Raw genomic sequence first — 14,481 nt, forward strand, 5'->3', positions numbered from 1 at the left:
CCTTAATCGGCTGTAATCGGATGACCGGATGCGCACAGCGGCTCCAGAACAATTTTCCTATCGCCTCTATTCAGCAGCGTGATCAGCTCACTCCTGGCACTCACCTGGATGCGCTCCATCATTAACTTACGCGGGCTCAAGGCAAGCTCCGTTCGGAAGCGCGGGGTAAGATGCGGTGAAACGACCGGCATGCTTATCGACATAGGGCCGGCCGGTTGGACGGGATATTCGTTCTCGAAATCAGAATCATACACATACACGATTTTACTGGCGGTTCTTAGAAGTTCCGTTATAATTTGTTGCATCATATAAGTCGGAAACAAAAGAATAAAATCGGTTATTAACGCTACGTCGAAAAAACTGTTTTCGTAAGGGGTATCACAGCCGAGCTGGCAATGGATTTCTTGTGAGAGAGAAGATTGGAACATACCCTCCAATCGGTGATTCCAAAGGTAGATATGAGTGGGGTTCAACTGCCTGGCCAAGTTCTGTTCGCTTACTCCAAGCAATAAGGAAGTGGATGCGCCTCGAATGTGCTCGTTATACAGGTGTTGAATAAAGGGGGCCGTAAATTTTTTCATTAACAGGGATAAATCGATGTACAGCAGCTTTTCAAGAAAAGCGGAGTAAAACATCCCTTGATAGTGCGGGTAAGCCTCCGTTTCCAGCTGCCACAGTTTGCGGTGAATACAGCGTTTGTTGCGAAAATCGTTTTCCATTCGGTCTTCGGATCTGACGATGGGATGCGGCAGATGCAGCACAAAGGCGTACCTCTCCGAACGGAAAGAACATCCCGCTCTGTAAAGCCGGTAAGCGAAATCAATATCCTCCGAGCCCCAGCCTCTAAAATTCTCGTCATACCCTCCCGCCTCATGAACACGCGAAGCAGACACGCTCATGGCGCCCCCCAGTCCCATCTCCCAAGGCGCGGCAAGCAGATCCAGATTGTCTCGGAGCATCCTGAGCGCCTGATACCGGCTGTCCTGCCATACCGGTGACACGGACAGTTTCGAAGCCTCCTCTCGCAGATTGAGCGGGGACATCTTATGGACAACGGTTGTATCGTCACGCTCAGGGTCCGCATTAAGCCCGAGTACCATGTGCAAAAGCACCAGATCCGGCCGCTCCCGGAACCGGTCGATAACCGTGTCCAGATAGTCAGGCGGTACGATTATTCCGGCATCCAGAAAACATAAGAGATCACCGGTCGCCGCACAAATCCCTCGATTGCGGGCACGGGATCGGCTGGAATTTTCATCGCGGGGGATATACAGATAAGTCAGACGATCCAGACTTTCCCGCGCCGCTTCAACTAGTTCCGCCGTATCGTCCGTAGATCCGTCGTCTACGACGATGACTTCGAACTCTGTCCGGCTCTCATTACGCTGGGCCGCGAGATACCGCAATCCCTCGGCCATAAAGCTACCCGAGTTGTACGTCGGAATAACAAATGAAACCTTATATGTCATTTTCATCTCCTATCGCAGTAATAAATGAAAACCTTGAATTTTATTCAGCCCCACGGATGCCTGATCCTTTATCCCTCCTCCTTCCTTATTACCTACAAGTATAGAGAAAAAAATGTTATTTTCAAGCAAATATGATATTTTTTAAGTATATAATTCGACTTTTATAACCATACAGGGGTCAATAAATTTGTAGAGAAAATGAATCATGTTTTCGGAATTATTTCCAATCATTCTATCTTACTGCTAATTAATTGAATAATTAACCATTATATATATAATCAAGAGTAAGAAACAAAGATTAAAGGAGGCATTATGACAATTTACGCGGACAACGAACAGGATCAGCTCCTCATATCCGATCTTCTGCTGCAAACGGACGGATCGACAACACGAACGATCGAGATTATCGTCCGTAATCAAGTGAACATTCATGTGTATGAACATGAACGGACAGTTTCGGAATCTGTTCCTGAAGACGTCCGGCAAGCTTTTCCGGCCAACGGACAGTTCATCAGACGCCTATCGAGCCTAACATTGCCCGGCCGTGTGTTGTCTTATAATATCGTGTATGCGAACCTGCTGACACTCCCGGCAGATTTGGCCAGGCAGCTTGATAACCGGCAGTTTCCGCTCGGCAAACTGCTGGCTGAATATCCGACACGAAGGGAAATAACGGAGACAGGAATCGAACACAGAAGCGGCATGGAAGCATTCGCACCCTATTCCCTGACCGCTTCCGCTTACCTTATGAAAAAATATAAAATCATGGGAGGAGATTCGTGCTGGTTCTACCTGATCGAATATTTTGACCTGGACGCCATTGTCCGTTCCGCTTCCCGCATTGCCTCCAGCAAACCATAATTCCAAACTCACGCAAATCGCTTTTGGAGATCTTATAGGCAGAACATTTTCACTTGAATTTTAGGGTCATCAAAAAAGCAATAAACAGGATACAACAGCCCGCTATGAAGGGAGCGAACATATTCATTTCAAATAAGAATCCGGCTTGAATGGGCCCTATGATATTGCCCAAACTCATATAGGCATTATTCATACCGGCCACATATCCTGTTCGTTCCCTGCCATCTTCGATAATCTTGTATTGAGAGCTGGACGGAGCATGGCGGTTGCAAAGAAAATAACGGAAGTTATACTGTTAAAAACCTACTTTCGTCAGCTCATTGTTCCACACAGCTGCTCTCCGGTTGTACCCGGCTCCGATCATGGGGGTAGCAAATCAGAGCTGCAGTACGGTGATGGGCTCGTTTTCACAAATTTCACCGTTGTCACGGAAACCGAAGCTTTCATAGAGCTTTTTGGCAGCGAAGTTATCAGTTCCATAAGGAATCCAGCAGTAACGTGCTGGCCCGGCCGGAAAGGTTCGGATATATTCCAAGATTTTGGTCATGGCTTCTCGGCCGTAGCCCCGGTTCTGATTGTGCTTGTCAATCATTAGTCGTAAGATACAATAGCTGTCATCTGCAATTGACGGGAGCTCGTATCCGGTGATTCCATAAGTCAGCATAACAAAACCGACAGGCTGCTCATCTTCATAAATAGCAAACGGAAATGGATGTCCCCCATTGGTTGCAAGGACATAACAAGAAGCCATGCTTGACAGATTGGACGCTACGAAGCGGCGTTGTTCTTCTGAAACTTCCAAGTTAAATATGGCACGTCGGTTTTCCAATGTGATTTTTCTGAGAGTAATCATATAGAGTTTCTCCCTTCATTACTTGGTTTGTTCATCAAAATAGGTTTATTCTCGTTTGGCTGATCTTAAAGTCGTTTAATCATATGAATATCGTCCGGCTCTTTTTCAAACAGCTCCTCATCGACTTCCGACGTAACGGCCGAACCGCAGCTTGTGTAAAAATTTACAGCGGATTCTGTTTCTGTAGAGGAGATGTATAAGTACTTCGCGCCTTTTTCAATGGCCGCTTTACTTAACTCATCCATTATTCGGCTGCCTATTCCTTGTCTCCGGTAATCCCGGGTAACATACATAAGGTCTATCTGAAGCCGGTCATTCTCTTTGCCTCTAAACTTATTAGCCAGGACACCGAACCCGACTAATGTATCCCCGTCGTATGCTCCGAAAGCTGTACCGCCGTTTTTTAGCTCATACTCATACCTTGAAATGACAGCGTTATAATCGTCTTCTTTCCAGTTAGAGCATTCATGACCTGTTTTTATTTCCTCCAGAACTTCATTTTTGCATGTATAGATAAGTTCTATGGTTTCGGAACGGTCTATATCGCGTATTTTAAACGAATCTTCGAGTTTCATCTGAATGATTGAAACCATACTCTTCCCCCCTATTGCATTTCTGCGTTTTACTTCATATTACTTAAATGTCTCTGCGAATAAAAGCTGACGTTGAAAATATTTCGATGCGAATCGCCGTGCAATCGCCACGCATAGTACGGCACCGGTATTTAAAGCATTATTCGGACCGATGAGCAAGATATTGAGAAAGGGATCCGCATCCTTTGGGAAGCATCGGAAAAGCCCGGTCAAATGACCGGGCTTTTCCTGCTTACTCATTTCGCGTCATTGTCATCCGCAAGTAAGCTCCGGATATAAAATTCCTGCTGTTTAAGCATATAATCCGAAGCATTTCTCAGCAGCTCGGCAAAGAGCAGGCTTTTTTCCTCCCCTAGATGCTGAACGAGACCGACGAACATATTGAGGCGGGCTTCATTAATGTGTTGGATATACTTTTTGCCTTTATCCGAAAGCCGGATTCTGACAACCCGCCGATCGGCGGGGTCGGCGTGACGCTCGACAAGTTCCTGTCCTTCCAAACTGTTGATATGCTGGGTTACCGTTGGCGAAGTGACATTCAGTTTTCCGCTGATTTCCGAAACTTTCATTCCCGGACTTTCATCTTCGACATGCATACTAATGAAATAGAGAACCATTATTTCGCCCGGCTTTTGATTGTGTACCGCGCGATTCTGCATCATATTTCCGCCGACCTGCGCTTGGAAATACGATTCCATTAACTGCTCTGCGGTTTGCTTCCGCTCATCCGTCAATCCGTTCACTCCCCTAATATGAATAACATGTGAGATGCAAAGATACGATTGTTCTATGATTTCATTGCGTCTTTATATCGCGCTGCGATAGTGTGAAAGACTTCCTTGGGCTCCCAAGGCATGTCGGGGTAAGTCATGCCGCAGGTTTCTGGCAGCACCCGGACAATCCCGTATGAGGCTCGATCAAAATCACGATCGGGATCTTCATCGTACGGCAAGTTGTGGCTAGCAAAGGTGCACCAGAAGGCCGTGTCGACTCCGGATTCTTCGAAAATGTCGACACTGTTGTTAAAATACTGGCTTTGTTCGGACTCGTCACGCTCGTAGCTGCCTTTCAGCCCAACTGCCTGCGCACCGTCCCACTCTACGATGAACATTCCACGTGCCCCCAGATCGGTCGCACCCTTGAAGGTTGTGCATCCGAACTCGGAGATCACCAGAGGTTTGTTTGAGCCGGCCAGCTTCTTGATTGAATCCGCATAAAGATGAGCAACCTCGGCAGAGTTGTAGGCGTCGACAGCGCTGAAGTCGAAAGGTTCCCAGTTCACAGGTTCGCTGGGCAGGGCAGCGTACGTAACGGGACCCCCGAATCGGGCTCGCACGACGTCTACGCCACGTGTCAAAAAGCCGTTGAGCAGAGCCGGTAATTTGGCGAACGCGGACCGGCTAACCGCCTGTTCGGACAATGCCGCGAGGCGCTCCGACAAAGTCTCGCCCGGAAGGAAACCTCGGGTAAAGAGCATGAGTTCGGCACCCGTCACCATGACCACCTTCGCCCCCGTAAGCCGGAGGCGTTCGGCGCGTTCTGCACAGTCTGCGAGCAAGTCGAGCAGCTCATCTTGGTCCAGATCGTTTGTGAACGGCGAGAACCATACCTCAAGGCCCGCTGCCGCAGCCGCTTGTGAAGCGATCTCCAGGCGAACGGGCTCGCCGCCCGTTACTCGTACGGCCGTGCAGTGCAGATCATGCCGTATAATCTCCATCTCCCTCTTCACTCTCGTCGCATCGAAATCGGGGTGTGTGCTGGTTCCCTCACTTAGAAATCCCGTGTCATAGGTCACTCCACGCATGCGCATAATGGACGACCTCCTTTCGTTTTCATCCTAAGTAGGACGTTTATATATTAGGTAATCAATTATATAGGTAACCTAAGTATATGCGTGTGAACGCAGGTAGTCAACCGGGTATTTTCCACATAGGATTAGTTCAGTCAGTAGAATCCATAGAAATGCCGCGGAGGAATGATTCATGAAGAAGATGGCTTCCGTACTCATGACCGCTACGCGGAATGGTTCCACTGATTGTCTGGTCGCCATGTATTTTAGCCCATAAATCTTTAATGACATTAATTACCGACTCCAGGTACCCTTAAAGTAGGGTTGAAAATTTATGCTTACGGAATTTTATAGGAGTTCTTGTTGGGATCAATCCGATATCCTGTATCGTTAAAACACAAAAAGCCGCGATTACCGCGACTTCATTTGCATCTAAAAGAAGCCGATGTGTCGGCATCCTTTCAAAAAATTAACTAAATAGTTTACAAGATCAGCAGAAAATCAGAGTCGCAATACGATGATTGACTCGTTTTCGCAAATTTCGCCGTTGTCACGGAAACCGAAGCTTTTATCTTATTGTATCAAGCTGCTGACGGATTGTTTTTCTTTCCACATCATCGTAATGACAAGACCAATAAACATAATGACTGCAGCAAAGAGATACGGATAGTTGATGTTTACATCAAATAAGATACCGCCTAACGCGGGCCCGAAGATATTGCCCAGGCTTGTATAGGTTGAGTTCATTCCGGCGATAAATCCTTGTTCTTTTTCGGCAGTTTTTGATAAATAGGTCGTTAATGCCGGTCGCAGCAAATCAAATGCGAGAAAGATGAAGCAAGTTATTAGCAAAATGGCTAAATAGCTGGAGACCATCGTAGATGCTACCGCTAATACTACGCCAGAAATTAAGCAAATCTGGATAAGTTTCTTTTCACCGAGTTTATCTACCATTTTACCAAACATAAAGACCTGAACTACAACCCCGAAGATTGAGCTGATTGTGATAATGGTAGCAATATTTCCCGGAGTGAAACCGAATTTATGATCAGAATACAGACTAAATACAGTTTCATATGCCGATAAACCAAAGGCCAGTACAAACACAATAATAAAGGCAATCATGTATAGTGGATGAAGGGATCGTTTGAGATCCATTACAAAGTTGGTATCTTTTTTAAGCTGAGTGATTTCCAAAAGCTGCTGTTTGGTTAGCGGCTCTTTTAAAATAAACAGGGATGAAATACAGGTGATTAATGCGAAGCCGGCAGCAAAGTAGAATGGGGCGCGCACACCCAGCTCAGCAATAAAACCTCCGATACCCGGGCCGATAATAAAACCGATACTAATGGCGGCAGATATATAGCCCATCGCTTTTGGCCTTTCCTCTACCGAGGTAACATCTGCAACAAAGGCAGTTACAGCCGGCATAATAAATGCACCACTGATGCCTCCTAGAATTCTGGATAGATAAAGAACGGATACATGGGTACCTAAACCAAAGATCACCTCGGATACACTGAAGAGAAATAAGCCGATTAAGATCATGTTTTTTCTGCCATAACAGTCAATCCATCGTCCTGCCAGGGGAGACATGAGTAATTGTGCGATCGAAAATGCCGCTATTAGATAACCCATCGTTTGACCTGATAAATGCATCATATTCATAAAGGATGGCATAACAGGGATGATAAGTCCGATTCCTAGAAAAACGATGAATATATTACTTAATAGAATGAGTAAGACTGTTTTTTGTTCTTTCAATGGTTTCTTCATGAAGCAATACCTCTTTCTGTACCATCATAGCTGTGAAATCCCTCTCCAAAATACGGTCCATGAGGCATTTAGTTTATCGTTTAAACGTTTTTCATTATTACCATATGCAAGCTCGAGCATGATCGAATCCACTATCCCTAAGAAGGCAAGAGTCGGGATGAAGGCTGTATCCTCCGTGATAGCTTTGGCATCGATCCAAGCTTGAAATTTGTTTTCCAATACGGTTTGAATCTTTTGTTCCGTATCGAAAACTTCTTCATTAATCGCTGTTGCAAGATGGAGAGGTGGAAAAAAAGACATACGCAGCCAAAACTTTAACTGCTCGCTCTGTTGAAACAAATCAATGACCAATTGCAAATATCCCAATAAATCCGCTTTGGGGTTTTGGGTATCCACCTTACTCAAATAGTCTAGTTTCGAAGAAATTTCCGTCTCTTTGGCATCTTGTAAAACTTGTAGAAACAGATCATCTTTCCCTTTGAAATGAGCATAGAGAGACTGTTTTTTCATCCCGACATTCTCGGCAATTTGAGATAGAGATGCTCCCTCATACCCATGAATTGTGAAAAATTTTAAAGCGATATCTTTAATCTCTTTACTTTTCAATAGTATCACCTCGATAATTAACGAACGTTCGTCAGTTATTTTATCAAATATAAATTTTTCATGCAAATGTAAGTTGCTTTTGATACAAAAGGACACATAGAACTCATTCTTTAAGTTCCTTCTGGCTGACGTTGAAAATTATTTTGCTGCAAATATTTCTACACAAAAAAACCTGTCGTGTCGACAGGTTTAATACTTATTTGTGCGAGGCCGAGAACATGGAGCGCCTCATTTCTGTTAAGGAAGTCCGGAAGAGCGCTGCCTACCGGCTCCAATCCTACTCCGGGCGGTTATTATACGGTCGAATGTTTATTCTACCCTTGAGCGTCTTCGTCCATTTTGTATTCTAAAATATCTCCGGGCTGACAATCCAGCGCCTTGCAAATCGCCTCTAAAGTCGATAAGCGAACCGCTTTTGCCTTCCCGTTCTTCAATATGGATAGGTTAGCCATCGTGATTCCAACCCTCTCCGAAAGTTCCGTTACGCTCATTTTTCTTTTAGCCAACATCACGTCAATATTGATTATAATCGCCATGTTATTCACCTCAGACCGTCAAATCGTTTTCTGATTTTATATCGATTGCCTCTTTTAAAAGCTTTTGGAGAACCGCAGCGAAAACGGCGACCACCATGGAAGCGAATATCAGGACCATTCCGATAACAATGAAACCCGGAGCGTCGTCTTTCTCCGCCATAAGATAGAAAAGCGGCATGCCTGCGACATACAAACCCCCGAAAATGAGGGCACACGTTTTTATAATTTTCAATGCCTGTACGGATAACTCCGAGAAAGCTTTGTTCTTGTCAATGTAGCTTAAAAGTTTGAAAGCCTGATACAGGGCAAAGTAAAAGGGTAGCGCCGTTGCATACAAGTCAATCCATAGGAGATATTTCAAGTAACTATGTTCCGGATATAATTCCGCTGCAAAATTTGCAATTCCGGGCACCAAAAAAATACACATAGCAAGAACCGGGACTCCGATAAGAATAAGAGCTATTTTTAAAAAGAGTGTTGTTCCTCGTTCCATAATGCACCTCACTTAAAGTTATTGTCATTCTGAATTTAACATTAAATTTATCGCAATTCAATATATTTTGATTGATTTAAAATATTTCTTGATTGTTTTGTATACTCTTCTTAATTTTACGCAAAAATAAAAAGCATTTCTCTTGGCAAAGAAATGCTTTATAACGATGCACTATTCGATTTATGACCGGATCAGCCTACACCGGCTCTGGATCGCAATGGCAATCCCATTAAAAGCGGCCATTAATTTTGCTCAGCAATTCCAAAATTCGCTAGACCGCCATCAATATTGGAGTGGACGCTTCCTGATTAGCCGATCAGAAATTTCGCACCAAATCCTTTACCCGAACGATGAGCGTTCTGAAGCTCTTGCTCACAGACACTCCCAAGAAAAACAACGTTCTCCGGATATAGCTTACCTAATAGCGCCCATAGCACAAGTGGGTTGCCATCGGCTGAAATAAAATGTATACCTGACTCGTTTGTTACCAGACCGTGCAGGTTCAGGATGTCACAGACATCGTGAGTGCTGATCTCAGTTGGTGTCTCTGTACGCTCTGTAGTAGACCCGGATTGCTCCACCGGGTGATACATAAACCTGTGGCCTCTAAAGGCCTGGCCGAGATCCACTGTATACTCAACAGAGTGGATAGCCAACTTGTAATGTAGCACGACCCGCTCTTTGTCGCCCGATGGAACAATCCGAGCTTCGACTATATTCTTCAACCCCTGATCAGGTAGCTGCAATCCAGTGCTCTTGATGCCACCGGCTGTCTGACTGCGTGGTGCGGCAAAATAATCACTGTATTCATAGTCAAAAGCTATGGATGCGGGCTTATTGTCATTACCAGCCATGACTGGTAGTACAGGGTACCAGCGAAGTAAATAACGGGAAGCGGTCAACTGCCCAGAACTGAGACTTGCCGGAAGTATGGTGCCGAGCTGGTATTGAAAGCCGTATCCTACCGTGGATAGCTCCGGACTTAGCACGTTTTGGGCAAATTGTACGATCGTCTTATGAGACATCTTTTTGCTTAGAAGCTTGTAGAAAAACTCCTCCCGGCCTCGCTCGACAAATCTCAGGCCTTTGCCCCGACTGCTGTCATCCGGTATTTCGATCGGCACTTCTTCCCAATTCTCGAAAGGCAGGAGCGCGTCCCTTAACAGGATGAGTTGGTGCAGGTATTCATTGAACATCTGCATGACATCAGGACCGCCCGCAGGGCCCATTAACATACTAGCAACCTGTTGTGTCCATAGATGGTTATCGCAGCGGCTTCTGAAATGCAACTGATCAAGGGTGGAGTTTCCATTGGCTTTGGATGCCCATTTTTCGGAGTTGAACTCACGCGCCCAGCGAGATATTTCTTCTCCGATACGTTGTGCCTGCCGGGTCAACTCGATTCCAGGCTCAGTCTCAAGAGCCAGCTGTTCGAGCGGCAAATCCGACTCTCTCCCGGAAATCGCCAGATTAGCCTGGAGATTATACAGCAACGCCTCCGCGTCAGCCGCCGTTCCAAGCTGAACAAGTACGGCCTCCAATAATGTGTCCAATTCTCTTACGATATCTTTGGCGCGGTATACGCCTGCTGAAAGATTCCAATCCACGGCTCCATTATCAAGCTGCACGAGGGTACTGACAGGCGACTGGACAACCAGGGATTCAATATTCAGCTCATTTCCTAAAACAATACTTTTGTTTCCTATAATCAGACGATTGTTATGATTCAATCTCAGCATCTCCTTTCAGGCAAGTGCTTCATTAATTTAATACATTTACATCTATCGAAATATAAAACAAAAAATTAATCCAGATCTCCCCCCAGCACAACATGACGCTTTAATGTATCTTGATTGATTTGATAAAAATGATAGGTCCCTTCCTTACGCGACAGCCTTAATACCCCGCAGTCGACGAGCTGTTTCAGATGATGCGAAAGAGTGGAGCCTTTAAAATGCAGATGATCTCCAATCTCGGTACAGCTTAATTCTTTATGCTTGTTTAAAAGCTTTACAATATTTAACCGGGTTGGTTCCCCCAGTGCTTTGAATATTTTTACCGCTTCATGATGTGATTGCACATTATTCATGGGTTGCCATCCTCGTCTTATTCGATATTTCTATATTTACCGATATATTAAAGGATTGAAGTTTCCTTTGTCAACATTTCCTTTAAGTGTAGTCTGCAACTGGACCGGCATACCTTTGTCATCCGAAAGCATGTATCTTTTCGTTACAATGTCATGGCGTGTCCGTACCTAGCGAGGAACGCTTCCTTCGCTTTGTAATCCTTCATCACGCTTCCGACGCGCCGCCAGAAGGATCGATCATGATTCATATGCAAGAGATGACAAAGCTCGTGTATGACCACGTAATCAATAACGTCAACGGGCGCCATTGCCAGACGGTAATTGAAGGTAAGATGCTTAGCCGAGTTACAGCTCCCCCACTTCGTTCGGGACTCCTCGATGATGAAGGATTTGGGCGTGACTTTCAGCTGCTTCTGATAGATTTTTATGCGCTCCCCGATCACCTTCTTACAGCTCGCGAAGTAAAACTTCTTCAGATCATCTTGAAGCTCTTGTTCCGTACGTCCGTTTGTCTCGATTAACTCATGAAGCGGATAATATCGGCCCAGATGAAGGAACTTGCCTTCCTCTTCGTATTCCCTGAACTTCCGAGGCGCGCGAGCAGCCTCAATCGCTTGCAATTGCTTCAGAATTTTATTCCCATGCTGCCTTACCGCGTTCATCACCACATCATCAGCCGTATGATTCGGCGCCTTCACCGTGACGAGACCCGAAGGATCGATTTGGAGCGAGAGCTTTTTGCGCGGACCGTATTCCACGTGAACTTCTATTTGTTGTTGGCCGAGTACGATTTTCATCATCAACATCATTTCTGTTCGTTTTATTGGGAGCAACCCTACGTAAGCAGCGGTCACCGAATCTTGTTTAACCCCGGACAGCTTCGGAATCCGCATGCTGGGGATACTCCTCTCCAAATGGTATCTCAGATTTTAGTTTATGGCTACCCTTTTAATGATCGATCACACGGTGATTTAAACTTTATGCAGCTATGCTTCACTTTGTTCTTCTGAAAATCGCATTGGGCATCCGAATCCTAGCGGAAGGACTGGAATACGCACGTTATTCATACAGCTCACCCACGCTGTTTTTCGGTTATGAGTATACCGGGTAAGCGTATTTAAAATAAAACAGCCCGGTCATAATTGACCGAACTGTTCTCGTAAAGGTTATTTCCTGAACGTTTGTTCTTGCCGGATTTACATGTTACGAGCGATCTGCGGGGATAAAGACATCAGCCGCAAACATGTGCCTGATAATGAGCCGTATACACAACGTATCCGCCATCATTCGAAACATGCTCGGAAGTAATTCCCTTAATGTACCATGTAGTCCCGTTCTCCGTGAAATGATCCGAAAAAATTCCTGTCCGATTTTTTAGATATCTGTCCTGGATCGTATCGTTACAAGTAGTAGGAGTTGAAGTGTCTACTGCGGCAAAAGCCGGTGCAGCGGAGAGCAACAGAGATAACGAAAGTGCCGAGTTGATTAAAATTTTCTTCATCATAATTTTTACATCCTTTCATAACCGAATTATTTATTCATTTTTACAAACAATGCCCGCCACGCTTGATTGGCAGCAAAACTAAAGCGGCCCGGATATAGACAAGATACTTGTTAAATGAATAGGTTAAATTTTTTGGCATCCTCCTCTGCTTTCAATTTGAGAATGAGTACTCCGATCTCGAATTAAAATTAACATTTATATATATATTTAACAATATCTGTATAAATGATCGTCATCAGGTTGCTATGTAAAGTAATCAAATTACCATAAAAAGGATACAAATCGTTTTATGTGTTCATTCTTCACGTTCCATGTCTATTAACAGTCTAAAAACCGGCTTATATGTACTATTAAATCGAGGCATGTTACCATAAATGAGTATTTAAACCAATCTATGATAAAAAGGAGACATGCTGATGAAAAAGTTTGTGCACGCACCTTTGTCGCTTGGTATGGCATTTTCCCTCTTATTTGGCCTCTCGGGATTGCCTTCTCATGGATATGCGGCGGGTAACGATTTGCTGCTGAATCCTGAGATCATTAGCGGATCGACAGATCGTACCGATTCGGGCGCGGCTGCTTTGAATCTGGGCGATAATCTGATCGCCAATCCGGGATTTGAAGACAACTTGGCAAGCTGGACCAACTGGGGAAATACCTCCAGCGTCACTTCTCCGGCATTTGCGGGAGCGAAAGCGGCACGGATCGCTTCCGGTGAAGGGGGCGCGGGACAAATCATTCCCGGTATTCCGTCGGGAACGACCTATGTCTTGTCCGGACACGGCAGCGTTAGCGCCGGTACGGATACGGCCATTGTCGGTGTAGATTGTTTAGATGCAAATAACAATGTACTGGCCAAGAACACTTTGAGATTTAATCAAACGCTGTATGAATTTAAATCGACCGCTTTTACGACCGTTCCAGGGACCGCCAAACTCCAGGTATACATATATAAAAATGCCGACAGCGGGGCAAACGCCTTTCTGGACGATCTTAGTCTTAAAGCCAGAAGCGGGGTCCAAGCGATAAATAAGGACGTCAAAGCCATGTGGGTTTGGCAGGAAACGACTTCCGTGCTGGAGGATTCAGCGGAACGTTCGACCCTGTTCCAATTCGCTCAAGACAAAGGGGTTAACGTTCTTCTTCTTGCCATAAACAAAACTCATTTGACCACATATAATTCGCAGCTTAAGCAATTTATCTCTCAAGCGCATGCCAAAGGGATAAGGGTGGAAGCGGTAAGCGGGGAGATAGATTGGGGATTGACAGATAAGCATTCGGTAGGGCTGGAAAGAATAACCGATGTCATTACCTTCAACGGAAGTGCGGCATCGAACGAAAAATTCGACGGTGTACATCAAGATATCGAAGTTTACCGTAACAAAACACTATGGAACGACAATAAAGCCCTTGTCATGGAGCAAGCTCTTGCCTATATCGATAAAGCCAAGGCACTTATGAGCGGAACCGGTATGACTTACGCCCAAGATATTCCGAGATGGTATGACGGTCCGGAATACACGGTTACGTACAACAGCGTCGATAAAGGGTTTTATAAGCATTTAATCGACCGGCTGGATTGGGTTGGACTTATGGACTATACGGACCGGTATTCCGATGGTCAATGGCAAGCCGTCCGGGATGCCCAGAGCGAAATTGACTACGCGGCACAAGTTGGCAAAAAAATTACGGTGGGACTTGAAACGATCGATCCCGTAACGGCCGGCGGGGACAGCGTGACATTTTATGAAGAAGGTTTGGATGATCTGGATCGCGCACTGGCCGCAATAAAAGCTCATTACGACGGACATGCCGGTTTTGGCGGCGTCGCGGTGCACAGTTACGGCAAACAAAAAGGAAACGCCTATTATTCTCTGCCGGTTAAAGCGGTGAATCATTATTAGGCAATCCC

The 14,481-nt window shown here is 45.2% G+C and carries 15 protein-coding genes and 1 pseudogene; 2 read left to right on the forward strand and 14 right to left on the reverse strand.

Going from position 1 to position 14,481, the window contains the following annotated elements:
* Window positions 1-2 precede the first annotated feature (2 nt).
* Window positions 3-1,469 (reverse strand): glycosyltransferase family 2 protein, encoded by a 1,467-nt coding sequence (locus tag HMPREF1207_RS00295; RefSeq protein ID WP_016423339.1) that lies wholly within the window; start codon window positions 1,467-1,469, stop codon window positions 3-5.
* 312 nt (window positions 1,470-1,781) lie between these two features.
* On the opposite strand from HMPREF1207_RS00295, the gene HMPREF1207_RS00300 reads away from it, so the two are divergent.
* Window positions 1,782-2,330: a chorismate pyruvate-lyase family protein gene (locus HMPREF1207_RS00300; protein ID WP_009673195.1), complete on the forward strand. Its 549-nt coding sequence runs from the start codon at window positions 1,782-1,784 to the stop codon at window positions 2,328-2,330.
* Between the two features lie 49 nt (window positions 2,331-2,379).
* Here the strand turns inward: HMPREF1207_RS00300 and HMPREF1207_RS30700 are convergent.
* The 13 genes and pseudogenes from HMPREF1207_RS30700 to HMPREF1207_RS00365 form a co-directional block, all read right to left on the reverse strand.
* Window positions 2,380-2,621, reverse strand: a pseudogene (locus HMPREF1207_RS30700) (MFS transporter); the annotation flags it as partial.
* A gap of 85 nt (window positions 2,622-2,706) precedes the next feature.
* Window positions 2,707-3,183: a GNAT family N-acetyltransferase gene (locus HMPREF1207_RS00305; RefSeq protein WP_009673218.1), complete on the reverse strand. Its 477-nt coding sequence runs from the start codon at window positions 3,181-3,183 to the stop codon at window positions 2,707-2,709.
* 65 nt (window positions 3,184-3,248) lie between these two features.
* Window positions 3,249-3,776 (reverse strand): GNAT family N-acetyltransferase, encoded by a 528-nt coding sequence (locus HMPREF1207_RS00310; protein WP_009673202.1) that lies wholly within the window; start codon window positions 3,774-3,776, stop codon window positions 3,249-3,251.
* Between the two features lie 236 nt (window positions 3,777-4,012).
* Window positions 4,013-4,510, reverse strand: coding sequence for a MarR family winged helix-turn-helix transcriptional regulator (locus HMPREF1207_RS00320; RefSeq protein WP_009673201.1), 498 nt, complete (start codon window positions 4,508-4,510; stop codon window positions 4,013-4,015).
* Window positions 4,511-4,563: 53 nt separating this feature from the next.
* Complete coding sequence (locus tag HMPREF1207_RS00325; RefSeq protein ID WP_016423340.1) at window positions 4,564-5,586, reverse strand: hypothetical protein; 1,023 nt, start codon at window positions 5,584-5,586, stop codon at window positions 4,564-4,566.
* Between the two features lie 552 nt (window positions 5,587-6,138).
* Window positions 6,139-7,341: an MFS transporter gene (locus tag HMPREF1207_RS00330; protein ID WP_009674450.1), complete on the reverse strand. Its 1,203-nt coding sequence runs from the start codon at window positions 7,339-7,341 to the stop codon at window positions 6,139-6,141.
* Window positions 7,342-7,365: 24 nt separating this feature from the next.
* Window positions 7,366-7,947 (reverse strand): TetR/AcrR family transcriptional regulator, encoded by a 582-nt coding sequence (locus HMPREF1207_RS00335; protein ID WP_016423342.1) that lies wholly within the window; start codon window positions 7,945-7,947, stop codon window positions 7,366-7,368.
* Between the two features lie 314 nt (window positions 7,948-8,261).
* Window positions 8,262-8,483, reverse strand: coding sequence for a helix-turn-helix domain-containing protein (locus HMPREF1207_RS00340; protein ID WP_009674461.1), 222 nt, complete (start codon window positions 8,481-8,483; stop codon window positions 8,262-8,264).
* Window positions 8,484-8,493: 10 nt separating this feature from the next.
* Window positions 8,494-8,976: a DUF2975 domain-containing protein gene (locus tag HMPREF1207_RS00345; protein WP_009674457.1), complete on the reverse strand. Its 483-nt coding sequence runs from the start codon at window positions 8,974-8,976 to the stop codon at window positions 8,494-8,496.
* 308 nt (window positions 8,977-9,284) lie between these two features.
* Window positions 9,285-10,706 (reverse strand): hypothetical protein, encoded by a 1,422-nt coding sequence (locus HMPREF1207_RS00350; protein WP_009674449.1) that lies wholly within the window; start codon window positions 10,704-10,706, stop codon window positions 9,285-9,287.
* Window positions 10,707-10,780: 74 nt separating this feature from the next.
* On the reverse strand, window positions 10,781-11,065 hold the full coding sequence (locus tag HMPREF1207_RS00355) for an ArsR/SmtB family transcription factor (protein ID WP_009674453.1): 285 nt from the start codon (window positions 11,063-11,065) through the stop codon (window positions 10,781-10,783).
* A 143-nt stretch (window positions 11,066-11,208) separates the two neighbouring features.
* Window positions 11,209-11,862: a M48 family metallopeptidase gene (locus tag HMPREF1207_RS00360; protein WP_170318675.1), complete on the reverse strand. Its 654-nt coding sequence runs from the start codon at window positions 11,860-11,862 to the stop codon at window positions 11,209-11,211.
* Between the two features lie 434 nt (window positions 11,863-12,296).
* Complete coding sequence (locus HMPREF1207_RS00365) at window positions 12,297-12,569, reverse strand: LCI fold-containing protein (protein WP_016423343.1); 273 nt, start codon at window positions 12,567-12,569, stop codon at window positions 12,297-12,299.
* Between the two features lie 416 nt (window positions 12,570-12,985).
* Between HMPREF1207_RS00365 and HMPREF1207_RS00370 the strand changes: the two genes are divergently transcribed.
* Window positions 12,986-14,473, forward strand: coding sequence for a carbohydrate binding domain-containing protein (locus HMPREF1207_RS00370; RefSeq protein WP_009674454.1), 1,488 nt, complete (start codon window positions 12,986-12,988; stop codon window positions 14,471-14,473).
* The last annotated feature ends 8 nt before the right edge of the window (window positions 14,474-14,481 follow it).

It is taken from the genome of Paenibacillus sp. HGH0039, assembly GCF_000411255.1.
In the GTDB taxonomy this organism is placed as follows: domain Bacteria; phylum Bacillota; class Bacilli; order Paenibacillales; family NBRC-103111; genus Paenibacillus_F.

Bases quoted from the DNA above. Each gene is read 5' to 3' on its own strand.
- HMPREF1207_RS00295 (WP_016423339.1), bottom strand. From the start codon at position 1,469: ATGACATATAAGGTTTCATTTGTTATTCCGACGTACAACTCGGGTAGC.
- HMPREF1207_RS00300 (WP_009673195.1), top strand. From the start codon at position 1,782: ATGACAATTTACGCGGACAACGAACAGGATCAGCTCCTCATATCCGAT.
- HMPREF1207_RS00305 (WP_009673218.1), bottom strand. From the start codon at position 3,183: ATGATTACTCTCAGAAAAATCACATTGGAAAACCGACGTGCCATATTT.
- HMPREF1207_RS00310 (WP_009673202.1), bottom strand. From the start codon at position 3,776: ATGGTTTCAATCATTCAGATGAAACTCGAAGATTCGTTTAAAATACGC.
- HMPREF1207_RS00325 (WP_016423340.1), bottom strand. From the start codon at position 5,586: ATGCGCATGCGTGGAGTGACCTATGACACGGGATTTCTAAGTGAGGGA.
- HMPREF1207_RS00330 (WP_009674450.1), bottom strand. From the start codon at position 7,341: ATGAAGAAACCATTGAAAGAACAAAAAACAGTCTTACTCATTCTATTA.
- HMPREF1207_RS00340 (WP_009674461.1), bottom strand. From the start codon at position 8,483: ATGGCGATTATAATCAATATTGACGTGATGTTGGCTAAAAGAAAAATG.
- HMPREF1207_RS00345 (WP_009674457.1), bottom strand. From the start codon at position 8,976: ATGGAACGAGGAACAACACTCTTTTTAAAAATAGCTCTTATTCTTATC.
- HMPREF1207_RS00355 (WP_009674453.1), bottom strand. From the start codon at position 11,065: ATGAATAATGTGCAATCACATCATGAAGCGGTAAAAATATTCAAAGCA.
- HMPREF1207_RS00360 (WP_170318675.1), bottom strand. From the start codon at position 11,862: ATGAAAATCGTACTCGGCCAACAACAAATAGAAGTTCACGTGGAATAC.
- HMPREF1207_RS00365 (WP_016423343.1), bottom strand. From the start codon at position 12,569: ATGATGAAGAAAATTTTAATCAACTCGGCACTTTCGTTATCTCTGTTG.
- HMPREF1207_RS00370 (WP_009674454.1), top strand. From the start codon at position 12,986: ATGAAAAAGTTTGTGCACGCACCTTTGTCGCTTGGTATGGCATTTTCC.